Below are 23,066 nucleotides of genomic sequence, written 5' to 3'. Positions count from 1 at the left end.
CCGCTACCCTTATTAGTTGCCTCATTTGACTCCACTACGATAAGCTAAAATTAACCTAGGTTATCAATATTTCATTCAAGGAGGCTATTATGGGTAAATATGAGTCCGACGCCAGGCAGCTTCTCACGGCCCTCGGCGGTGCTGACAATATCACGTCGTTCATGCACTGCGCCACGCGCATGCGGTTCGTTCTGAAAGACGACGCCAAGGCAAACAAGGCCGCGATTGAAAAAATCGGCGCCGTGCGCGGCATGTTCACCAACGCCGGGCAGTTTCAGGTGATCATTGGCAATGAAGTCCCTGACTTCTACCACGACTTCACCACTGTTTCTGGCCTGAGCGGCGCCAGCAAGGAAGCGACGAAAGCCGCTGCCAAGACGCACCAAAATGTGATCCAGCGCGCCGTCGCGACGCTGGCCGAAATCTTCACGCCGCTGCTGCCGGCCATCATCGTCGGCGGGTTGATTCTCGGCTTCCGCAACATTCTCGAAGGCGTCCAGTTCGGCGGCGCGACGATCGTTGAACAGTCGCAGTTCTGGGCGGGCGTGAACGCCTTCCTGTGGCTGCCGGGTGAAGCAATCTTCCACTTCCTGCCGGTCGGGATCACCTGGTCGATCACCCGCAAAATGGGCACGACCCAGATTCTGGGGATCGTCCTCGGGATCACGCTGGTTTCGCCGCAGCTGCTCAACGCCTACGCTGTGAGCAGCACGGCCGCCAGCAAGATCCCGTTTTGGGACTTCGGCTTCGCGCAGGTGAACATGATCGGCTACCAGGCGCAGGTCATCCCCGCGATGCTGGCCGGCTTCATGCTGGTCTACCTGGAACGCTTCTTCCGCAAGCACATCCCACAGGCGATCTCGATGATCTTCGTGCCGTTCTTCTCTTTGCTGCCGACGATCCTGGTCGCCCATGTGGTCCTCGGACCCTTCGGCTGGTGGGTCGGTGATGGCCTTTCCGCCATCGTCAACGCCGGTTTGACCAGCAACTTCAGCTGGCTGTTCGGCCTGGCCTTCGGGCTGCTGTATGCGCCGGTCGTGATCACCGGGCTGCACCACACCACCCTGGCGATCGACGCCCAGCTCATTTCCACTTACGGCTCGACCAACCTCTGGCCAATGATCGCCCTGTCCAACATTGCGCAAGGCTCTGCGACACTGGCCGTGGCGATTGCCCACCGTGGCAATAAGCAAGAGGAAGGCATTTCGGTGCCGGCCACCATCTCGGCCTACCTGGGTGTGACGGAGCCGGCGATGTTCGGAATCAACTTGAAGTACGTTTACCCGTTCATCGCGGCCATTATCGGCTCAGGCATTGCCGGCATGTTCGTCACCATCATGGGCGTGCGCGCCTACTCGATCGGAGTCGGCGGCCTGCCAGGGATCCTGTCGATTGTCGGTCAGTTCATCGGCGTCTTCGCCATCGGCATGGTGATCGCCGTAGCCGTACCATTTGTGCTCACCTTCGTCCTGCGCAAGGTGCCAGCGCTGAACAAGATCGAAGCCGTGGATGAAGCAACCGGCGCAATCATCGACGAAGACGAAGCCCCGGCGGCCCAGCCGCTGGCAATGGACGCCGAATCGATCCAGTTCGACTACCTTTATGCCCCGACCACCGGGCAGGTGATGCCACTGGCCGCTGTGCCAGATCAAGTTTTCGCCCAGAACATGATGGGCGAAGGGTTCGCCGTTGATCCTCAGGACGGCCACATCAACTCACCGGTCGTCGGCACTGTGACTTCAGTATTCGACACCAAGCATGCGATCGGCATTCGGATGCAAAATGGGCTCGAGGTGCTGGTCCACATGGGCCTGGATACGGTTGCGCTGAAAGGCGCCCCGTTCACGGTCCACGTGCAGCCCGGCGACGCGGTCGACCCAAGCGTCACCTTGGCGGTCATGGACATCGCCGCCGTCAAAGCCGCTGGCCACTCGGCGGAAGTCATCGTGGTAATCACCAACTCCGACCGCCTCGATGAGTTCAAGCTGCTGGCCACTGGCGCCCACCAGATGGGCGACGAGATTGCCGCAGCCAAAACCGCCGAGATGCCGGAAAAAGCGACCGGCAGTGCGGTGGCGCCTGCGCTTTAACTAATCGTACCTACAGCAAACGCCCGGATCAAATTTTGATTCGGGCGTTTTTTGCGGTCACTGCGCTAGTTTTCTGCGGGCAGCGCTGGGGAGCGCGCTGGCCTTGACCCGGTGCCAGGAAAGCACGGTTTGGCCTTTGGTGCGAACGGCCAGATAGGCGTGTGGCGTCAGCGGCGCGTCCGTCACTTGCAGCAGCACCTGGCGGGCAGTCCCCATGCGCGAGTAGCTTTGCAGGCGGTAGCGATAGTCGCGGCCGCCGTGGCGGTTGGCGACCCACTCGACAGAGCAGCCGCCAGTGGCCACGTACACCGTTTCTTCCGGGACGACGGGATTATACCGGTCAAGCATCCCCGCCGCCTCAGTGGGCTGATTGCGGGTAAATAGCGGCAAGCCAAACAGCACGACCGCAATGATCAGTCCCAACCCGCAAACGTTACACCAGACCCGCTTCATTTGACTCGCCCCTTCCACCCAATAGTTTACCGGGTGAAGCGCGTCGGCTCATAGGGCTTGAGGTCGAGTTTGAAAGAGGCCTGAGAATGATTTTAACGCAAATGCACGCCGCTCAATGACCGAGTGGCGTGCATTTTAGTGCTTACAGATCCTCGCCGCTGCTTGCGATGACCTGCTTGTACCAGTTAAAGGAGTCCTTGCGGCTGCGTTTCCACGTGCCGTGGCCCTGATCGTCGGCATCGACGTAGATGAAGCCATAACGCTTCTTCATTTCACCAGTGGAGGCGGAAACGATATCGATGGCGCTCCACGGGCAGTAGCCGAGCAGGTCGACGCCGTCTTCGGCGACAGCCTTTTCCGCCTGCAGCAGATGGTCGGCCAGGTACTTGATGCGGTAGTCGTCATGAACGCTGCCGTCAGCTTCGACCTTATCGAAGGCACCAAAGCCGTTTTCGACGATCATCATCGGCTTGTGCCAGCGTGCCGTCATCCAGTTCAGACTGTAGCGCAGGCCGATCGGATCGATCTGCCAGCCCCAATCGGAGCGCGGCACGTAGGGGTTCTTCGTGTCGTTTTTGGCTTCGTCGAAGTCCATGTCCGGATTGTCGTCGCTGTACTTGACCACGGCGGAGTTGTAGTAGGAAAAGCCCACAAAGTCCGCAGTGCCGGCCTTGATGATGGCCTCGTCCGCCGGCGTGATGCCAATGTCGTAACCCTTTTTCGCCCAGTACTTCTTGAGCCAAGCCGGGTACTCACCCAGCGCCATGACGTCGCCGAAGTAGTAGCGGTAATTCATCGCGCGCTGGCAGTACATCACATCTTCCGGCCGCGCGGTCAGCGGATAAATCGGGTTGAAGGCGATCATGTCGCCGATCTGCAAACTCGGGTCGATTGCGTGGCCGATTTGCACGGCCTGCGCCGAAGCGACAAATTCGAGGTGCGCTGCCTGGAACATTTTCTCTTCCCAGTTGTCGTCCTTGCCCAAGATCAGGCCGGAGTTTTGCAGCAGCGGGTGCGGATCGCGCCAGGACGTCTGGTTGTTGATCTCGTTGAAGGTCATCCAGTACTTAACCTGGTTGTGGTAGCGGCGGAAGCAGGTCTCGGCAAACTTGGTGAAGCAGTCGACGACCTTGCGGCTGCCAAAACCGCCATAGGCCTTGACCAGGTGCAGCGGCATTTCAAAGTGCGACAGGGTCACGATGGGCTCAATGTTGTACTTGTGGAGCTCGGCAAACAGGTCGTCGTAAAACTTCAGACCGGCCTCATTCGGCACGGCCTCGTCGCCGTTCGGGTAGATCCGGGTCCAGGCGATGGACGTCCGAAACGCCGTCATCCCCATTTCGGCAAACAGCTTGATGTCTTCCTTGTAGTGCGAGTAAAACTCAACACCCCAGTGGTTCGGGTAAATCTGGCCATCTAGGACTTTGTCATCCTCTATGCGCGGTACGCCGTTTTCTCCGGCCCGCATGGTGTCGGCAATGCTCAGTCCCTTGCCGCCTTCTTGCCAGCCGCCTTCCGCCTGGTGCGCCGCAATCGCGCCGCCCCACAGGAAGTCTTTTGGCATTTTGTATCCTTTTGTCATTGGTCTGAAACTCCTCACGTTTTATCTGTAATTGGAACTAAGTGCATGAAATCGGGGCACCTTGTAATCGGGCTCCGGGTTCGCAGCTAAGTGCGCGAACCATGCGCACCTTGCCTAACTGGGCTCCGGGTTCGCAACGCGGGAGTGGCTAGCTACGCTCAGGGCCTCGAAGCCAAAGTACGGCTTCAATGCCCTGAGCTAGGCTACCCATCCCGCTAAGTTCGCGAACCCTGCGCACCTTGCACCTTGCAAAAAAAGCCGGAACATCGCTGTTCCAGCCGCTTGCAATGTAAAGATTACTTGTCCTCGACCTGTTTGCCGTCTAGGCGCTTGTATAGGTCGACAATTTCGCCCGCAAGATCGCGGAATGTGATGCTGGTCATCAAGTGGTCCTGTGAGTGGACCATCAGCAGCGTGACCTTGGCGTGCTCGCCGTTTGCTTCGGCGGTCAGCATCTTGGTCTGTGAGTTGTGCGCATCCACCAAGAAGCCATCCGCTTCCTTGAGTTTTGCATCGGCGGTTTCAAAATCGCCCTTCTTCGCTGCCTGGATCGCTTCGAACGCGGAACTCTTTGCATTCCCGCCGTTCAAAATGAGACCCATGATCGCATCCATGTTCTGATCTTGTTCTTCTTCAGCCATTGTATTCTCCAATCATCCGTGTCAATTAGTCTAGAAAGCGGTTGCGGTTTACCGCAGCTTACTTGCCGGCCTTTTCGATTGATGACAGGGCTTCTTTGAGCACCTTTTCGCCGTTCATCATGCCGTAGTCCTGCATGTTGATGACTTCAACCGGCAGCTTGCCGTCAACCTTGCTTTGGAACTGACCCAGCAGGTAACGAACCTGAGGCCCGAGCATTAAAATGTCTGGGTTCTTGGTTGCCAGTGCGTTGTCAGCATCGGAGGCAGCGGTTGCAAAAATGTCCGCTTCAACACCCTCGGCCGTTGCGGCCTTTTGCATCTTAGAAACCAGCAGGCTGGTGGACATACCAGCAGAGCATACCAACATAATCGTTTTCTTGTCAGCCATAATTAAAACTCCCCTTTGTGTGAGAATAAAATTTTGCGGCTAGAAGTTTAACCGCTTTCATTGCTACAATGCTATAATAATACGTGGGTACGAAATAAACAAGTCCCATGACTTAAAATTTGTTGGGAGGGGCAACTCATGTATCACGAAATCGCGGAAAAACTGCTCCAGGCGATCCAGGCCGGAGAGTATCAAACCAAATTGCCGACTGAGCAGGAGCTGATGAAGCAGTACGGGGTCAGCCGCAACACGATCAGGCGCGCCATCGATGTGGTTTACCAGCATGGGTTGCTGCGCCGCATCCAGGGCTCCGGCTACTACATCAACAACGTGCAGCTGCAGGGCTCGATGACGATCAACCTCTCGATTGGCGCCGGCAAGTCGCTGGCCAAGCGCGGCCCGCTGACCTCCAAGGTCGTCACCTTTGACCGCGTGCAGGCCAGCGAGATCCCGCTGGCGCAAACGATGAAGGTCAAGGACGACACCGAGCTGTGGCGCATCATTCGCCTGCGTTACTTCAACTCAGTGCTGTACTGTTTGGAAGAGGCGTACTACCTGCGCGATCAGATTCCATTCATCTCGACTGACGCCCTGGATGACTCGATTTTTGACTTCATCAAGGAGACTTACGACATCGATCCTGAATCCTCCGACGATTTCCTGTCTTTGACCACGCTGGGCCCCGACAAGGCCGACTTGATGAACCTGGCCGCCGGCACTTCCCTGCTGACGCTGGCACAGATCAATTACACGCATAACAACGTGGTCTTCAATTTCTCCCAGACCGTGTACAGCTACCCGGGGCTGGACTTTTACTTCCACTCCGCGCACCTCAGCAGCAATTAGCTGCCGCTTGAAAACGCAAAAACGCCGCCGCAAAACTTTTTTCGCAGCGGCGTTTTGTTATGCCTTGGCCGGTTTGGCCGGCTCGTACATATCGGCGTTGCGCCGCCCGGAGCGGGCCCGCAGCGCGTACAAAATGGTGATGGTGTCGACGACTTCCTGCAGCATCGCGCCGATAATCACCGGGATCACCCCAAACGCCGCAATCAGCATCAGGCCGGTACAGATCCCGATGCCGATCCAAACGGCTTCCTTGGCGATGCGCATGGTATCTTGCGAAATGATCACCGCGCAGGCGACCTTGGTCAGGTCGTCGCGCAGGATGACCGCATCGGCGCTTTCGCTGGCAGCTGTGGCGCCGTGTGCGCCCATGGCGATGCCGACATCGGCGACCGCTAGCGAAGGCGCATCGTTGACCCCGTCGCCGACCATGACGACTGGCCGCGCGTTTTTCGGCGTGTTATCCAGCACCTTGATCTTGTCTGCCGGCAGCTGCTCGGCAAACACTTTATCCACCCCGACCTGCTGCGCGACATCATCCGCAATGGCCTGATTATCGCCGGAGATCATCATGGTGTTTTCAACGCCGAGTTCGTGCAAGGCGCTGAGGGTCTGCTTGGCTTCCGGCCGGATGCGGTCAGTGAACGTGATGACGCCAGCAAACTGGCCGTCGACGCTGACGTATACCGCTGTGCTATCGACGCTGGCGTCTGTGCCGGCAAAGCTCGGCTTGCCGACCTTGACCAGCTTGCCGTCAACGGTGGCCTGGACCCCTTCTGCGGTGACTTCCTCGGCGGCGGTGGCGGCCAAAAGTTTGCCACTGCCGACTTCGCTGACTAAAGAACGCGCCAGAATGTGCGTCGACTGCTGCTCCGCACTGGCGGCCAGCTTCAGAAGCTGCGCTTGGTCGAAGCCCGGCTGTGCTTGCACCTGATCGACAGCGAGCACGCCTTGCGTGATCGTCCCGGTTTTATCAAACGCCACGGTCTTAGCGGAAGACAGCTTCTCGAGCGCCGTCCCGGACTTCACAATAATCCCGGCGCGGCTGGTGCGGCTCATCCCCGACACCATTGCGACCGGCGCCGCCAAAATCAGCGGACAAGGGCTCGCGACGACCAGCACCTCGGCAAAGCGCAGCGGGTTGCCGGTGACGGCCCAGGCTACCCCGGCAATCACATACGCCAGCAGCGTGAACGGCAAGGCGTAGCGGTCGGCCATGCGGACAAAATGCGCCGGCCGGGCTTCGGATTCCTTGACCAGCTGCACGATCCCCTGGTACTGGCTGTCTTCGGCACGCTTGGTGACGCGCACGGTCAGGGCGCTGTCGCCGTTGACCGTCCCGCTCATCAGCTCGTCCTTGGGATTTTTTTCAACGGGCTTGGATTCACCGGTCAAGCTGGCCTCGTCGACCATGCTGCTGCCTTCGGTGACAACCCCGTCGACGGGCACGACCTCCTGCGGCTTGACCAGCACGATGTCATCCACGTTGACGTCATCAACCGAAATGTCTTCCTGCTTACCGGCCACCAGCCGGTGCGCCGTGGTTGGGGTGTTGTCGAGCAGCTGCTTGAGGTCGGAGTTGGCCTTGGTGGCCGCGAAGTCCTCCAGCGCGTCACCGCCTGTCAGCATCAACAGGACGATCAGCGCCGCCCAGTACTCGCTCACGGCCAGCGTCGCCACCACCGCCGTGATGGCAAGCAGGTCCACGCCAAACGACCCGCTGCGCAGCGTCTTAATCATGTCCCACAGCATCAACAGGGCAATGGCCGCCCCAATGACCGTGATCACGATCTGCGCCCAGGTCGGCTGATGCAGCCCGAACTCCAAGATCAACGCCACGATCCCGACCGTTAACACCGCCCACAGCCGCCGATAATTTCTCAACGCGCTCACTCCCTTGTTTTATCTAGGCTTAATTATAATCATTCTAATTAAGAAAGTCCAGTTAGTTGCGCGGGGAATTTTCTTTGTCTGGCTCACACTCAATGACGATCGGCCAGGCGACCGTCCCCTCAGCGATCAGCGCCTGAAGCCGGTTGAATAAAAAGAGCAGCCAGGCGAAGCCGATCGCGAAGCCTTGAATCTCAAAGGCGGTCAGGCTCGGGTAACCGAAGACTCGAAAGCCCATGTTCATCAAAAACTCGACCACCCCGATAGCGTACGACGCCCACAGAAATTCCTTGGAGACCTCCGGCAACAGCCACCGCAAGCCGATGATGATAATCAAGATGATGGTGACCAGCATCCCCGCGATCTCGTCATGCAGCACGTGAAACTGCGCGTTGTTCGGGAACACCCCGATGCAGCCCAGATCGATCGCCGCCAGCGTCAACAACGCCCGCAGCGTCGTCAGCCGCCAGGACTTGCGGTGCTGCGCGTTCAACTGCACGAATAGGTAGTCGATCAGGCTGATCATCACCAGCGCGGTCATCACCAGCGTGAGGTTGAACTGCCAGGCGTTTGAGGCCAGCTTAGTGCCCAGAAAACTCAGGTTGTGCTGCCACCACTGCCGGCTGCCGTTTGAGGCCATCGAGATGACCGCCCCCGACACGATCACGATGGTCAGCAGGCTGGACAGCGTAGCCGCGTTGATCCGCAGCGCCATCTGCACCATGAACACATTCGCCAAGATCAGAAAGACCAGCACCTGCAGCACCGCCGTGAAGGGATCAAAGGTCGCCCCCGGAAACAGCGTGCCCAGCACCCAAAAGGTGCCCAGCAGGGCCATGCCCAAAATAATGGCAAACGCCAGCAAGATCACCGGGAAGTTCCGCCAGTACACGGCTTTGGAGAACCGGTTATCCGGATCGTTGCGCGACTGCACAAAGAAGCCGGCAAACAGTGCGATGCCGCCCACGACCCCAAAACCGATGGTGAAACTGGCGATCGACACATCCCCGGTCATCGGGATCACGTGCACCCCGATGTGCAGCCAGTAGAGAAAAATCGCCACCGTTGACACCAGGCTGACCAACAGCGGCCAGATAAAGGCCAGCCGCCCTGACCGGAGGCGGTCCGCTGGGGCCGGCTGGATCACGATGCGATCATTTTTAATAGTCAGTTGCATGGGCGTCTCCAAGTCCCCGCGCAGCTGCGCATAGACGCCAGCCGGCACCGTGACCTTGAGTTCGCTTTTTTCTTTCATGACTGTCTCTCCCCCGTATCCTCTTCCATCATCATACCGTAACGCGCCGGCAAACGCTGGGCAAGACCTTTAAAAATCGCCTGTGAGCCGGGCTTTTCGCCTCTTGCTCAACTCAATTTACCATGGCTGAACGGCGGCACCAAAAAAACGGGCTGCCCGGAGGCAACCCGTTTCCTATAGAGGCGGTAATTCAGTTAGAGGCGGTTAATTAGTCAATATCGATTTGGTGAGGGTCTTGTTCCTGCTCGGTCAGTTTTGGCAAGGTGATGGTCAGAACCCCCTTGTCGTATTGCGCCTTGATGTTCGACTCATCCACGTTCGGCAGGCGGTAGCTGCGGCTCATGGCGCCGTAGCTGCGCTCGCTCATCAGGACGTTGCCCTTGTTATCGGCGTGATCATTAACTTCCTTCTTGTTGACGGAAATATTCAGCACATTGTCTTGATAATTCAGGTGAATGTCCTGCTTGTCGATCCCCGGGACATCGACCTTGGCAACATAACTCTTGTCGGTTTCTTGAATGTCAGTCTTGAGCACCCGGCTCGTGTCGCTAGGCATGAAACGATCGAAGAAACGCGCGCCCAGATCATCGAAGAACGGATCCGTCAACCAGTTGTCACGATTCATAATCTCATTAGCCATGATGCAAAACTTCCTTTCATAATTGTCTGTTGGGTTAGTTCAAACAGGGAAAGCAGCCGCCCTGGCAACCGTCCGGCTCACACCTGCTCGCCTGTCGATCGGGGCTTTAGCTTCTTACCTTGTTTACATAAAGTATTATGCCACGGCTTAGCACTCTTGTCAACAGAGTGCTAACTTTTTTCGAAAAAAATCCCAACGATCCAGCAGAACCGTTGGGGCTGTACTGTTTGTTAGATTAGATAAAGTGAGAAAAGCGTTGGGCTAGGCAAGGCGTAGGCGCGCTCAGCTGGCCAACGCGGGAATGGCTGGCTGCGGTTGTCCTCCGCTAAAACCGGCCATTGTCGCAGCCCGGGTTAACAAACTTTTGCACCGAGCGCCTTCATTTCCTCACGGCGGGCCTGTTCGTCGGCCGGGAGCGGCTGGGCGAAGTCGATCGTGACGGCGCCGTCCAGCACGCCGGAGTCGTCATGCAGGTTCAGCATGCCGCTGTGATAATCCAGCGCAAGGCCGTGGCCGAGGTAGGACAGCTCAAGCGGCCCAGTGGTCAGGTTTAACTTCGTATTGCTGGCCAGCGGCTCGGCATAGTCTGGATCCGGGGTGTCCGCAATCACCAACTGAAACTTGTTGCCGATCGCACAGGTCCCGCCGAGCTTAGAGTATTTGCTGGAGCCGTCGTCAAGCGCCAAGAACAGACGGTCGCCCGGCACGAGCTTGTGGTTCAAGTATTCCTTTGCTGCCTCTGTAATGGTAATTTCCATATCGGTCACCCTTTCAACTAGATTGAACACAACTATTATGTCTTCATCATACCGGCTTGTTCACGTCCTGTCAATTATAACTAACCAAATACTAGTGATTGCTGCTTTCACACACAGGCTTACACCAACTATCCCCAGCAGTTATCCACATCACCCCCTTGATCAACCCTAGCGCTGGTGTTCAGAACATTTTTTGATACCAGATTTCGTGCCCGGAAAAATCAAGCACTTTATTTTTGGCCGGGAGTTATCCACGGTTTTGAACATCGGCATTTCACAAAGTGAGGCGTCCAAAATCGCGTCCTCATCGCCCGTACACGCGTTTGGTTCACAAAGAAAAAAGTTTATCCACCGGCTTTTGACCCCCTGTGGATAAGCCTGTGCACGGGCTGAAAAGTGAGTTATAAACACTATCCACAGAGTTATCCACAGGCAAGGGGTGTGATTATCCTCAAGGCGAATTCACACTTGACAACCCTCACCCGAACAATCCTGGCCATTGGGTGTCCAACTGCCGGAAATTGCCGAAAATAACGCATCAAAAAACCGCGCATCACTGCGCGGCTGATCTCACCCTAATTCAGTTATTTCGCGTTCCCGGTGGTGCCATCCAGCTGATCCGTGGTTTGTGACAGCTTGACGTTGACTGTCTTCTTGTCGCTGCCGCGGTAGTAGGTCAGGGAAATGGTGTCGCCGATCGCGTGCTTGTAAAGCTGGGTGTGCAGGGTCGCGACGCTGTCCACCGCGTTGCCGTCAACGGCGACGATCACGTCGTACTGCTTGAGCCCCGCCTTTTTGGCGATACTGGTCGACGTGAAGCCGGCCACTACGACCCCGTTGGTCACACTGGCAGGCACCTTCAGCAGACTGGACTGCTGGCTGGCCGAAACGCTGGAAAGATCCCGCGCCTCGATGCCCAGTGCCGGCCGAACCACTTTACCGTTGGCCACCAGCTGATTGATGATGGACACGACCTCGTTGCTTGGAATGGAGAAGCCCATCCCTTCGATGGTGGCGTTCGAGTTGCTGGTGCCTGACAGCTTCATCGAGTTGATCCCAATGACCTGGCCGTTCAGGTTGATGAGCGGGCCGCCGGAGTTCCCCGAGTTGATCGCGGCGTCGGTTTGAATGACGGTCGCCTGACCGGTCACTTGGCCGGTTTGCTCGTCGCTGACGTCAACGGTGCGGCTGGTGGCGGAGATGATCCCTTGCGTGACCGAGGTCGCATACTGGGAGCCCAGCGGCGAGCCAATGGCAAGGACCGTTTGCCCGGCCTTGATCGCGCTGGAATCACCGAAACTGGCCACGGTATCGACCTTGCTGCCATCGATCGACAGCACGGCGAGGTCAGAATCCTCATCGGTGCCGACTAGTTTTGCGGTGACCTTAGACCCGTCAGCCAAAATGACCTCCAAGGCGTCTGAGCCCTCAACCACGTGGTTGTTGGTGACAATGTAAGCCTTGCCGTCCTTTTTCTCATAAATGACCCCGGACCCTTCGCTGGCGTCCTCGAGCTTGCCGCTGTCTGAGCTTGACGAGCTCGAATCGCTGCCGGAGTCGCCGAACAGGTCACCGAAGGCATCTAGGCCACTGGAGGTCGACTGCGTCTTTTGCATGTTCACAACTGAAACCACGGCGCCTTTGACCTTCGCGAAGGCCGACGAACTGGCGCTGCTTTCGTTCACGCTGACGTTAGAGACCTTGGTGGTCCCGGGCTTGCCTTCGCTGACGGCCTCGTTGACCGAGTTGGTTGGATTGCTGCTCATGATGCCGTATGCGACACCGCCGCCCACGCCACCACCGACGACGGCCGCCACGACCGCCACCAGCGCAAGCTGCTTGATCCCCGACCGCCGCTTTGGCGGCTGCGGGGTCTGCTGCTGATTTTCTTCGGAAAAGTGATGTGATTGGTTATCCATAATGACCCTTCCTCTCTTTTTCTACATAAACCAGTGTACGGGATTGGTTTGACGAAAGTATGAAAAAGCCTGGGCTTTTTCGGCGATGATCCGCCTTAAGCTCAGGCTCCGACGGTAAATAAGGGATCGGCCACGGCGGGATCGGTGTCGAGCACCTGAAAGTCATGCCCAACAGCTAAGCCCTGCGCCTTCAGCAGGTTGACCACGGTCACATGCGCCAGCGGCTTCATGTTATTGTGCGGCGACAGGTGCCCCAAGTAGACGCGCTTGGTTTTCAGCCCGATCACATCCATAATCGCGTTGGCCCCGTCCTCGTTGCTCAAATGCCCAAAATCGCCCAAGATCCGCTGCTTCAGCGGCCACGGATAAGGACCCTCGCGCAGCATTTCCAAATCGTGGTTGGTTTCCATCACGTAGGCGTCAGCGTCTCTGATCGTGCCTTCGACGCGGTCGGACACGTACCCGGTATCCGTCACGATGGCGAAGCGCTTGCCGTCGTGCTGGAACTGGTAGAACTGCGCCTGCGCGGCATCATGGGAGACCCCGAAGCTTTCAACGTCCAGGTCGCCCAAATCGAGCTGGGTCCCTTCGTCAAACACGCGGATCTGATCCTGCGGCAGCACGCCGACGCTTTTCGGCAGCGCCGCAATCGTTGGAGCGTTAGCGTACACCGTCAAGTTAGGGTACTTGCGGGCCAACACGCCCACGCCGCGGCAGTGGTCGGTGTGCTCATGCGAAATAAACACCGAATCGATGTCCTTGAGGTCGCGGCCGATGCTGTGCAGCAGCTCATTCAGCTTCTTGCCGGACAGGCCGGCGTCCATCAGCACGTGATGCTGAGGCGTTTCAATGTAAGTTGCGTTGCCCGAACTGCTGGAGGCCAAAACGGACACACGCATGCCAAAATCTTCTGTCACTCTGCTCACTCTTTTCGCGGCTATTGTACCATACGAACAACCCGCGCTAAACTGAGCGGGCTCGCCCACCAAAAAACGGTGGTGATGAGCTGCCCCACCCCACCGCGGTTTGCGTTATTCTTCGGTGCGTGTTTTCAGCACCGTTTTATTGATGGCGTTCACTTTTTTCACGGTCAAGTTCTTGGAGCCCTGACTTTCGATGCCCACCGACCAGGCCGGCACGTACACGATGCTGCCCTTGGCGTTCAGCAGGTAGGTGTATGACAGACGCGTCCAGAGTACCTTCGAGTTGCTGGTAATCTCGTTTTCGCGGTACAGCGTGGTGACCGCGTCCTGGGCCGAGCACAAGTTGACGTCCTGGCGCAGGGTGATCAGGTTCGGCAGGTAGGTCTGCGTGTACCCGGTCAAGCGCCCGTCGCTCACGTGAAGGGTCAACTGCGCGTGCGGATCATTGACCAGGTGGCCACTGATTTTTTGCGCGAACACGTAGCTGGTGGCGGTGGACAGGTCTTTCTGGTAAACATAGGCGCTGCCATGCGCGACGTTGTCAGCGCGCGCGACCCACCGCTGCAGCCGCGCCGCCGCGTCGGTCTTGACGTTCAGCGCAGTGGCTAAAGTCGCTGTCAGCGTGGTGCCGTTCACGTCGCTGAAGTGCAGCTCCTGACCCTTGACGCGGCTGGCATCCTGGCGCAGCGGCGACGGGGTCGTGTTGGCCAGATAAGCGCCGCGCTCGGTGCTGGTGCTCAGCTTAGGCAGCTTGATGTCATCGCGCTTGATGTCTGCCAGAATCGCGGTCGTGCCGGCGGCGTCCGTTGCCAGATCGACCTGCTGACTTTGAAAGAAGCTGATCCCCAGGAAGACATTCAGCGCGATGAAGACGAAGAGAAAAATCATTTCGATGCGGCGAAAATCCATAAGCCTGCTCCTTTCTAGCGAATTGCCTGCGCGGCGGATTGGTTCTGGTTTTCCGCAGTTTGCGGAGTCAACCACTCGGTGTAGCGCTTGTACTGCCCATTGAGCTCAACGAAGTACGTCGGCGTCAGGTCCACGACCTGCGAGCTTGCGCTTTGCGGCCGCCAGTAGTAACCCAGGCGAATGTCTTGAATGGTCGATTGCGCGTAGCCGGCGGTGGCCAGCTGATTCAAAACGTCCTGCGTGGTCGGCAGAGTCTTGGACGCCTGCGCGGTTGGGATGGCCACAGTCAGATTGTTCAGCGAGAAGGTCGTGGTTAAACCACTTTCGCTGCTGACCGTTTGCACCAGCCCGTTATCCAGGCTGTTGAAAATTGGCAGCCCCTGAGCATATGACCGGAAGCTCACGGTGCGACTGCCCTTATCGTAGCTGAAGTAATGCATCGAGGTGATGCCCTGCAGATTCAGCTGCGAAATGGCCGCCTCTCCTTTGGTCAAGGCCGTGCCCAGACTTTTACTCTTGGTAATCTTGCCCGGGTCCTCGTACTGCATCACACTGGACGAGCTGTTCAGAGTCATGCGCGTATCCCCAAGCGTGTATATCGATTCGTTGCCAATCTCTCGGCTGTCGACCGCCGTGGCGGAATTGGCCGGCATCAGCAGCGACACAAAGTGGTTAGCGGTTTGCTGATCCAGTAAGAAGGCGTAGGGACTCAGCGCCACCGGTTGCGCATAGTACGGAATCAGCTTCCCGTTTAGGCGTTTCTCCACCACCGGCAGCCCACTGGATTGGGCCTTGTTGAGGTAAGCGCGCAACTTGGTGGTCGGGCTTTTGGCGAGGGTCGCGGTACGGCTCATGCGCGTGGCGTCATCCACCAGCGTCAGTTTGGGCTTACTCTTTTTCAGATCGATGATCAGCCGGTCAAACTGAAAGGCAGGCGGATTCTTCAGCGGCTGGTTAAAATAGTGCGCGTTGAACACGCCAAAGGTCACCGGGGCGCTGAACGTCATCTGCAGCGTCTGATCCTGCGTCAACAGCGCCGAAAATGCGCTGGTGCTGAGCTGAACGGAGCTGCTGACTTTTTTAATCTGCCACGGCCGAATCGTCCGGTGAATCTGGCCGGTCGCCGACTGGTCGGCCTGCATCAGCTGCACCTTCTGACTGCCTGCTTGATAGTAGGCGGTCGTGGGGACAAACAGGTAGGCCGCCTGCTGATTGGCTGACGCGGTCTGCGTGGTTTTCAGCGCACTAGAAGTGTCGGTGCGGCCCAACCGAGACGGATTGCGCCAGATCAGCGCCGAGAACACGAGACTGAGCAGCACCATGGCGGTCAGTGAGACCCGTAAAATCAAGCCACTAAGCTTCATCCCAATCGCCTCCCTCATCAAGCGGCTGATACGGCAGCGAAATGTAGAACGTGCTGCCCTTGCCCTCCTGGGAATCGACCCAGATGCGGCCGCCCAGCGCCTCGACAACTTCCTTGGAAATCGCCAGGCCTAGGCCCGTGCCGCCTTGCTTGCGCGAACGGGCTTTATCGACCCGGTAGAAGCGATCGAAGACCTTGTTGATGTCCTGGCGCGGAATGCCCAGGCCCTGGTCCTGAATCGACAAAATCACGTGGTTGTGCGTTTCAAGCAGGCGTGCCGTGATCACGCCGCCATCCGGGCTGTACTTGATCGCGTTATTCATAATGTTGTCGATCACCTGCATAAACTTGTCCTGATCGATGTCGACCCACAGATCGCGCTTGGTAATTTCGCGGCGTAGCGTGTAGTGCTTATGCGGCGTGGTCTTCAGCGGCTCAACCTGATTATTGTCGGCACCGGCGGATTCGTTGTCGGTTTTCAGCATCATGTCAAAGCGGTCCAGAATGTAGTTGAAGAACTCATTCAGGTTGACGGTTTCCTTTTCGATTTTGGCTGTGCCGGAATCCATCCGTGATAGCGACAGCAGGTCGTTGATCATGCGGATCATGCGGTCGGTTTCCTCTTGGGTGACCTTGAGAAACTGCGGCGCAATTTTGGGATCCTTCCAGGCCCCTTCGTTCAGTGCTTCAATGTACGAACGCATCGAGGTCAGCGGTGTGCGCAGTTCGTGCGAAACGTTAGACACGAACTCGCGGCGCTCCCGTTCGTTTTTCTGCTGCTCGGTGACATCGTGCAGCACGGCCACGATCCCGGAGATGAACCCGGTTTCGCGCTGAATTAGGCTGAAGTCGACGCGCAAGATCAGCTCGTGATTGAGCTGTTCGGTGAAGTCCAGGAGCAGCTCCTTCTGGTTTTCCAGGAGGTCCCGCAGCGTGTAGTCCTTTTCGATGTTCAGCAGGCGGAGGATCGACACGCCGATCACGTCTTCATTTTTGGTCGCCAAAAATTCCAGCGCGGTTTCGTTGATAATGATGACATTGCCGCGGCGATCCGTGGCGATGACGCCATCAGTCATGTGGGCCAAAACGGAATCCAACCGCCGCCGCTCGGCCTCGCTGGCTTCCTGGGCTTCTTCGACCCGGACACTCAAGTTGTTGACCGCAACGGCCAGCTGGCCCAGCTCGTCCTGCCCGTAAATCCGGACCTGGCCGGAATAGTCGCCACGAGCCATACGAATGGCCTGCTTTTTCATTTCGTCGATGGGCCGCGTGATAGCGCGGGAGATGACAATGGAGATAATCACCCCGAGAAGGCCGGCGACCAGGCTGGCAATCAGGAAAATGCGGACGATTTGATTGATGTTGTTGTACACCGTCTCCATCGAGGCCGTGATGGCCACCGCGCCAATCACCGCATTGCCGTCCCCGGTCGCGTTAGGATTTTTGATAGGAATAATCTTGGTGTACATCGACCCGGACGAATCGCTGTACTCGTAGCCTTCGAACAGTTGACCGCTATACAGGACGTTTTTAATGCTGTTATTGGCGGACTTGGTGCCGACATCGTTTTGGGAATTAATGTTGGAATTGGCGCGCACCGTCCCCTTGGCATCGACGACCACAATCGTCGCAGTGTTGGCGACATCAGCCTGAGAAATCGTTGACTTGAGGGAATCGTCGGCGGCTGAGGTATCTGACTTCATCAGATCCGTGGCGACCTTATCCTGCAGATAGGGATCAAGGTTGATCGCAGTCTTAAACGTATCGACGTTCTGTTGTTCCAAGGACCGCACAAAATACGCGCCAATGATCTCCACCGTCACCAAAAGCAGCAGAATAAACACCAGCGCGATCTTAAAGTTGATCGATTGAAAAAAACGAATCTTCTTGTTCAATGTAAATCTCCAAGTTGTGAGGCACGACGGTCTTAGCCCGACAGCTAGCCTAGCTCAGAGCATTGCCGCCGCTCTTTGCGGCGAGGCTCTGAGCGTAGCTAGATGCTCGGGCGTTGTCGTGCCGAGCACGATTACGCAAGTTGCGAGGAGCGGCGGGTTTAGCCCGATGCTCGAGCGTTGATCAGCCTGTCTCGCAAAGCGAGTTACAGGCTGACATGCGTTAGCTGCCGCTCCGAGCACGATTACGCCGCAGCGCTATATGCTTTGCACGCCTACTCCTCATTCGGGTTCTTCAGATAATACCCAACGCCGCGCCGCGTGACCAGCCACTCCGGATGGGACGGGTTGTCTTCGATTTTTTCGCGCAGCCGGCGGACCGTCACATCAACGGTCCGAACGTCGCCGAAGTAATCATAGCCCCAAACTGTTTGCAGCAAGTGCTCGCGCGTCATCACCTGACCCAGGTGCTGCGCCAAGTAATGGAGCAGCTCGAACTCCCGGTGCGTCAGCTCGATTTTTTCGCCGCGCTTCGTGACGGTGTAAGCATCCGGATGAATCGTCAGGTCGCCGACGGTCAGCTCCTGATTCTCCGGCTCCTGCGCCTCGGCTTGCACCGGCGTGCCGGAGCGGCGCAGGTTGGCCTTGACCCGGGCCACCAGCTCGCGGTTGGAAAACGGCTTTGTGACGTAATCATCCGCGCCCATTTCCAGCCCGAGGACCTTGTCGATTTCGGAGTCCTTCGCCGTCAGCATGATGATTGGGGTGTCGTGGTCCTTGCGCACCTGGCGCGCCACTTCCAGCCCGTCGATCTTCGGCAGCATCAAATCGAGGATGATGAGGTCGGGATTTTCCTCGCTCACCTTGGTCAGCGCTTCTTCACCGTCTTCTGCAGTGACGACGTCGTAACCTTCCTTATTCAGATTGAATTTGACGATGTCCAGGATCGGCTTTTCGTCGTCGACCACTAGGATCTTTTTTGCCATAATTGGCCTCCATAACGTATACGTGTTACCTACATTATAACGGTTTCGAAGAGAGGGGGCAAAAGCGGGGCAGACTGATTGCCCGTTGAATATATTTTGCATATTTCTCAATTTTGCTTGCATATTTCCTAAAATGGGTATATATTCATTAAAAATTCAAGTTTGAGGGGTTGGCACTTATGCATAAACTTTATCGTTGGGTCATCGGTCTGCTGGCGACGCTGCTGGTAGCCGGCACCGCATTAACCACATCTAACGCCCAGCCGGTCGCTGCGGCGGGCAGTGGCACGACTTCAGTGCAAAAAATCAAGCAGCGCGGCTACGTCATTTTGGGCGTGTCCGCGGACTACGCACCGCTGGAATTCCACGCCACCGTTGATGGCTCGGATACCATCGTCGGCGCCGATATTTCCCTGGCCAAGCAGATTGCCAAAGATATGGGCGTGAAGCTGCAGATCAAGGAAATGGGCTTTGACGCCTTGATCGGCGCCCTGAAGACCGGCAAAGTCGACATGGTCATCTCCGGCATGAGTGCCACGCCTGAACGCGCCAAGCAGGTCAACTTCTCCAAGTCTTACACAGAAGAGAAGCAGATCATGGTCGTCAAGAAAGACGAGGCTTCCAAGTACAAGAACATCGCGGACTTCTCCGGCAAAAAAGTCGGGGCCCAAAAGCAGTCCACGCAGGAACAAATCGCCAAGGCCGAACTGCAAGGCGCCAAGATTGTGCCGCTGGAAAAAGCCAACGACGTCATCGCGCAGGTTGAGTACGGCAAGATCGACGCCGGCGTCATGTCCAACATTGTGGCCGGCGCTTACGTCGAAAAGACCCCGAGCCTGAAGATCATCGATCCTAAGTTCGCCACTGGGAAAGCCCCGACCGTTGTTGCCCTGCCAAAAGGGGACACAGCCATGACCAACCAGGTCAACGGCACCATTAACAAGGTGCGTAAAGACCACCTGTGGGCCGGCTGGATGAGCCAAGCTTACAAGCTGCAGAACCAGAGCAACAGCTTCTGGTCCAAGTACAGCAGCTTCTTCATCAAAGGCGCCCTTTACACCTTACTGTTTGCGCTGCTGACCGTCATCGCCGGGACCATCCTTGGCACGATTCTCGCCTTGATGCGCCGCTCCAGCCTGTGGATCCTCAAGGCCATCGCCGTGGTTTATGTTGAATTCATTCGCGGCACACCGCTGATGGTTCAGGCCTTCATCGTCTTCTTCGGGCTGCAAGTCCTCGGCCTGAACCTCTCCGCCTTTGTTTCCGGCGCGATCGCCATGGGCATCAACTCCGGCGCGTATGTTGCCGAAATCATCCGCTCCGGCCTGAACTCCGTGCCGATTGGTCAAACCGAAGCTGCGCGCAGCCTGGGTCTGAGCAACGGGGAAACCACTCGTTACGTCGTCCTGCCGCAGGCCGTCAAGAACATCTGGCCGGCGCTCGGCAACGAGTTTGTCACTGACATCAAGGAATCGTCCGTCCTGTCCGTTATCGGCGCCACTGAGCTGATGTTTGAAGGCACCACCGTTCAGGGCGCGTCGTTTGAGCCGTTCTTCCCAATCATGATTGTGGCCTTGATCTACTTCGCCATGACCTTCATCCTCAGCCGGGCGCTGGGCTTCGTCGAACACCGCATGAACTAGCTTCAACTGGAACTAAATGGTCAAACGCGCCCCGCGGGCAGCCGCGGGGCGTTATGATGTAAGCGAGTACTAAACTTTTAGGAGGAATTCTTTTATGACTGAAAAAATCGTGTTGGCATATTCTGGCGGCTTGGATACTTCCGTAGCCATTCCGTGGCTGCAGGACAAGGGCTATGACGTGATCGCCGCCTGCTTGAACGTCGGCCAGCCGAACGCGGACATGGACTTCATTCAGAAAAAGGCCAAACAGGTCGGCGCCATCGAGAGCTACGCGATTGACGCGCAAGACGAGTTTGCTGATGAGTACGTGACCCCGGTCATCAAGGCCAACGCCTTGTATGAAGGCGACTACCCGCTGGTTTCCGCCCTATCACGGCCGCTGATCATCAAGCACCTGGTCGAGATCGCCCACCAGCACGGCGCCGTTGCCATTGCCCACGGCTCCACCGGCAAGGGCAACGACCAGGTCCGTTTTGAAGCCGCCATCCACGCCTTGGATCCGCAGCTAAAAATTGAAGACCCGATCCGCGACTTCCACTGGTCTCGCGAGGAAGAAATCGATTACGCCAAGGAACACAACGTGCCGGTGCCGATCGGCAAGAAGTCCCCATACTCGATCGACGCCAACCTTTGGGGCCGCGCCAATGAAGCCGGCATTTTGGAAAATCCTTGGAACCAGGCACCAGATGATGCCTGGGGCATGACGGTTTCCCCAGAAGAGGCCCCGGACAAGCCGACATTCCTCGACCTGACGTTTGAAAAAGGCATCCCCGTCGCCATCGATGGCAAGCAAATGAAGCTTTCAGACCTCATCAAGTCCCTGAATAAGCTGGCTGGCGCCAACGGCATCGGCCGCATCGACAAAATCGAAAACCGCATGGTCGGTATCAAGTCGCGCGAAGTCTACGAGGCGCCGGCCGCGGCCGTCATCATGGCGGCCCACCACGAAATGGAAAACCTCACGCTGGAGCGCGACGTCGCCCACTATAAGCCGCTGATCGAGCAGCAGCTGACCAACATGATCTACGAAGCCAAGTGGATCACCCCACTGTTTGACAGCTTGATGGCCTTCGTTGACGATACCCAAAAGGTCGTCAACGGCGTCGTCAAGATGAAGCTGTACAAGGGCTCGGCTGTGCCAGTAGCCCGCAAGTCGGACACCAACTCCCTGTACGACGAGAACCTCGCCACCTACACCTCTGCCGATACCTTCGACCAAGAGGCCGCAGCCGGCTTCATCAAGCTCTGGACCCTGCCGGCCACCGTTTACGAAGAGGTCAATCACGTGCACTCAAAGAAACCGGAGGATAAGTAATGACCGATAAGCTCTGGGGCGGCCGGTTTACCGCCAAGGCGGCCGAATGGGTCGATAAGTTCGGCGCGTCGATTTCTTTTGACCAGCAAATGGCTAAAGAAGACCTGACCGCCTCCATCGCCCACGTCAAAATGCTCGGCAAGCAAAACATCATTCCGGCAAAGGACGCCAAGACCATCGAAGACGGTCTGAACGTCCTGATGCAGCGCCTCGAGGCCGGCAAGCTGCACTTCACCGTCGAGAACGAAGACATCCACCTGAACATGGAAAGCCTTTTGACCGACCTGATCGGCCCAGTTGCTGGCAAGCTGCACACTGCGCGCTCCCGCAACGATCAGGTGGCCACCGATTTTCACCTGTGGCTGAAAAACCGCCTGCCAGAAATCAAGGAAGCCATCACCAACCTGCAAACGGTGCTGGTGGAAAAAGCCGAGGAAAATGCCGACACCATCATGCCGGGCTACACCCACATGCAGCACGCCCAGCCAATCACTTACGGGCACTATCTGCTGGCGTACTTTGAGATGCTGCAGCGCGACTACGAGCGCTTCGAATTTAACCAGAAGCACACGGACATGCTGCCGCTGGGCGCCGCCGCGCTGGCTGGCACCACCTTCCCAATCGACCGCGAGTACGTGGCCGATGAGCTCGGGTTCTATCAGGTGTACCACAACAGCCTCGACGCCGTCTCCGACCGCGATTTTGCCTTGGAATTTCTCAGCAACGCCGCGATGCTAATGGAGCACTTGAGCCGGCTGGCCGAAGAGCTGATCCTGTGGTGCACATACGAATTCAACTACATCGAAATGGACGACACCTTCGCCACCGGCAGCTCGATCATGCCGCAGAAGAAGAACGCCGACTTTGCCGAGCTGGTTCGCGGCAAGACCGGTCGCGTGTATGGCGCCTTGATGGGCCTGCTCACCACGATGAAGAGCCTGCCGCTGGCTTACAACAAGGACATGCAGGAGGATAAAGAGCCGGTGTTTGACACCTACAACACGATTCTCGGCTCCCTGCACATTTTCGCCGGCATGCTGGAATCCGTGAAGGTTCACAAGGAAAAAATGCACGACGCGACCAAGAGCGACTTCAGCAACGCCACCGAACTGGCGGACTACCTGGCGACCAAAGGGGTTCCGTTCCGCACCGCCCACGGCATCGTTGGCAAGCTGGTCCTGCACGGCATCGAAACGCACCAGAGCCTGCAGGACATGCCGCTGAAAGAGCTACAGGACGCTGCGCCACAGATTCAAGAAGACGTTTATCAGGAGCTGACCTCTGAGGCAGCCGTCGAGCGTCGCACTAGTCTGGGCGGCACGGCGGTTACGAACGTCAAGAAGGAAGTGGCCCGCGCAAAGCAAATCATCGCGGCACACCATTGATCTAACCGAGTAATAAAATGAGGACCCTGCACAATCGCAGCGTCCTCATTTTATTGGCGCTACGATATTTGGAGTTGAAAGGCATCTTGCCTCGAAACTCCTTTTTATATACCATTTTTATGTCTGAGCACACAAAGAGGACATTACACTGTCCCTTGTCTGCTCTCCGACCAAAGAAATTAGAAATGGAG

19 protein-coding genes are annotated in these 23,066 nt (G+C 57.2%); 5 read left to right on the top strand and 14 right to left on the bottom strand.

What is annotated here, in order from left to right; all coding sequences use genetic code 11:
* The first annotated feature begins 89 nt into the window (after positions 1–89).
* Entirely contained in the window at positions 90–2,090 is a 2,001-nt protein-coding gene (gene treP, locus JUE30_RS08115) for a PTS system trehalose-specific EIIBC component (RefSeq protein WP_203624422.1), read from the top strand.
* A gap of 57 nt (positions 2,091–2,147) precedes the next feature.
* On the opposite strand, the gene JUE30_RS08110 is transcribed toward treP, so the two are convergent.
* From JUE30_RS08110 to JUE30_RS08095, 4 genes are all read right to left on the bottom strand, one after another.
* Positions 2,148–2,543: a DUF1093 domain-containing protein gene (locus JUE30_RS08110; protein WP_203624421.1), complete on the bottom strand. Its 396-nt coding sequence runs from the start codon at positions 2,541–2,543 to the stop codon at positions 2,148–2,150.
* Positions 2,544–2,685: 142 nt separating this feature from the next.
* Positions 2,686–4,125, bottom strand: coding sequence for a 6-phospho-beta-glucosidase (locus JUE30_RS08105; RefSeq protein WP_203624420.1), 1,440 nt, complete (start codon positions 4,123–4,125; stop codon positions 2,686–2,688).
* Positions 4,126–4,421: 296 nt separating this feature from the next.
* On the bottom strand, positions 4,422–4,766 hold the full coding sequence (locus JUE30_RS08100) for a PTS lactose/cellobiose transporter subunit IIA (RefSeq protein WP_125755726.1): 345 nt from the start codon (positions 4,764–4,766) through the stop codon (positions 4,422–4,424).
* Between the two features lie 58 nt (positions 4,767–4,824).
* Complete coding sequence (locus JUE30_RS08095; protein WP_125755728.1) at positions 4,825–5,154, bottom strand: PTS sugar transporter subunit IIB; 330 nt, start codon at positions 5,152–5,154, stop codon at positions 4,825–4,827.
* A gap of 138 nt (positions 5,155–5,292) precedes the next feature.
* Between JUE30_RS08095 and JUE30_RS08090 the strand changes: the two genes are divergently transcribed.
* The gene (locus JUE30_RS08090) at positions 5,293–6,000 is read left to right on the top strand and encodes a GntR family transcriptional regulator (RefSeq protein ID WP_203624419.1); all 708 of its coding nucleotides are present in this window, start codon (positions 5,293–5,295) and stop codon (positions 5,998–6,000) included.
* 57 nt (positions 6,001–6,057) lie between these two features.
* Here JUE30_RS08090 and JUE30_RS08085 read toward each other — a convergent pair whose 3' ends face one another.
* The 10 genes from JUE30_RS08085 to yycF form a co-directional block, all read right to left on the bottom strand.
* Positions 6,058–7,881, bottom strand: coding sequence for a heavy metal translocating P-type ATPase (locus JUE30_RS08085; protein ID WP_203624418.1), 1,824 nt, complete (start codon positions 7,879–7,881; stop codon positions 6,058–6,060).
* A gap of 61 nt (positions 7,882–7,942) precedes the next feature.
* Entirely contained in the window at positions 7,943–9,142 is a 1,200-nt protein-coding gene (locus tag JUE30_RS08080; RefSeq protein ID WP_239061387.1) for a hypothetical protein, read from the bottom strand.
* A 208-nt stretch (positions 9,143–9,350) separates the two neighbouring features.
* Positions 9,351–9,782 carry an Hsp20/alpha crystallin family protein gene (locus JUE30_RS08075; RefSeq protein WP_203624417.1) on the bottom strand — a complete coding sequence of 144 codons (432 nt, stop codon included), beginning with the start codon at positions 9,780–9,782 and terminating at the stop codon, positions 9,351–9,353.
* Positions 9,783–10,135: 353 nt separating this feature from the next.
* Positions 10,136–10,540 (bottom strand): iron-sulfur cluster biosynthesis family protein, encoded by a 405-nt coding sequence (locus tag JUE30_RS08070; protein ID WP_203624416.1) that lies wholly within the window; start codon positions 10,538–10,540, stop codon positions 10,136–10,138.
* Positions 10,541–11,124: 584 nt separating this feature from the next.
* Complete coding sequence (locus tag JUE30_RS08065; protein WP_203624415.1) at positions 11,125–12,459, bottom strand: S1C family serine protease; 1,335 nt, start codon at positions 12,457–12,459, stop codon at positions 11,125–11,127.
* Between the two features lie 101 nt (positions 12,460–12,560).
* Entirely contained in the window at positions 12,561–13,358 is a 798-nt protein-coding gene (locus JUE30_RS08060; RefSeq protein WP_374706431.1) for an MBL fold metallo-hydrolase, read from the bottom strand.
* A 132-nt stretch (positions 13,359–13,490) separates the two neighbouring features.
* Entirely contained in the window at positions 13,491–14,291 is an 801-nt protein-coding gene (locus JUE30_RS08055) for a two-component system regulatory protein YycI (protein ID WP_203624413.1), read from the bottom strand.
* A 14-nt stretch (positions 14,292–14,305) separates the two neighbouring features.
* The gene (locus JUE30_RS08050) at positions 14,306–15,655 is read right to left on the bottom strand and encodes a YycH family regulatory protein (RefSeq protein ID WP_203624412.1); all 1,350 of its coding nucleotides are present in this window, start codon (positions 15,653–15,655) and stop codon (positions 14,306–14,308) included.
* Positions 15,645–17,549: a cell wall metabolism sensor histidine kinase WalK gene (gene walK / locus JUE30_RS08045; RefSeq protein WP_203624411.1), complete on the bottom strand. Its 1,905-nt coding sequence runs from the start codon at positions 17,547–17,549 to the stop codon at positions 15,645–15,647. The genes JUE30_RS08050 and walK overlap by 11 nt, the downstream gene beginning before the upstream one ends.
* Positions 17,550–17,821: 272 nt before the next feature.
* Positions 17,822–18,532 (bottom strand): response regulator YycF, encoded by a 711-nt coding sequence (gene yycF, locus JUE30_RS08040; protein ID WP_125756463.1) that lies wholly within the window; start codon positions 18,530–18,532, stop codon positions 17,822–17,824.
* A 179-nt stretch (positions 18,533–18,711) separates the two neighbouring features.
* Between yycF and JUE30_RS08035 the strand changes: the two genes are divergently transcribed.
* The 3 genes from JUE30_RS08035 (at position 18,712) to argH (ending at position 22,875) form a co-directional block, all read left to right on the top strand.
* Positions 18,712–20,175, top strand: a complete 1,464-nt coding sequence (locus JUE30_RS08035; protein ID WP_203624410.1) for an ABC transporter substrate-binding protein/permease — start codon at positions 18,712–18,714, stop codon at positions 20,173–20,175.
* Between the two features lie 94 nt (positions 20,176–20,269).
* The gene (locus JUE30_RS08030; protein ID WP_203624409.1) at positions 20,270–21,490 is read left to right on the top strand and encodes an argininosuccinate synthase; all 1,221 of its coding nucleotides are present in this window, start codon (positions 20,270–20,272) and stop codon (positions 21,488–21,490) included.
* On the top strand, positions 21,490–22,875 hold the full coding sequence (gene argH / locus JUE30_RS08025; RefSeq protein ID WP_203624408.1) for an argininosuccinate lyase: 1,386 nt from the start codon (positions 21,490–21,492) through the stop codon (positions 22,873–22,875). Before JUE30_RS08030 ends, argH begins: the two co-directional genes overlap by 1 nt.
* The last annotated feature ends 191 nt before the right edge of the window (positions 22,876–23,066 follow it).

This window comes from Lacticaseibacillus sp. 866-1 (assembly GCF_016861825.1).
Lineage (GTDB): Bacteria > Bacillota > Bacilli > Lactobacillales > Lactobacillaceae > Lacticaseibacillus.
Note: the sequence above shows the minus strand (reverse complement) of the source record. Positions and strands in the feature narration are given on the sequence as shown.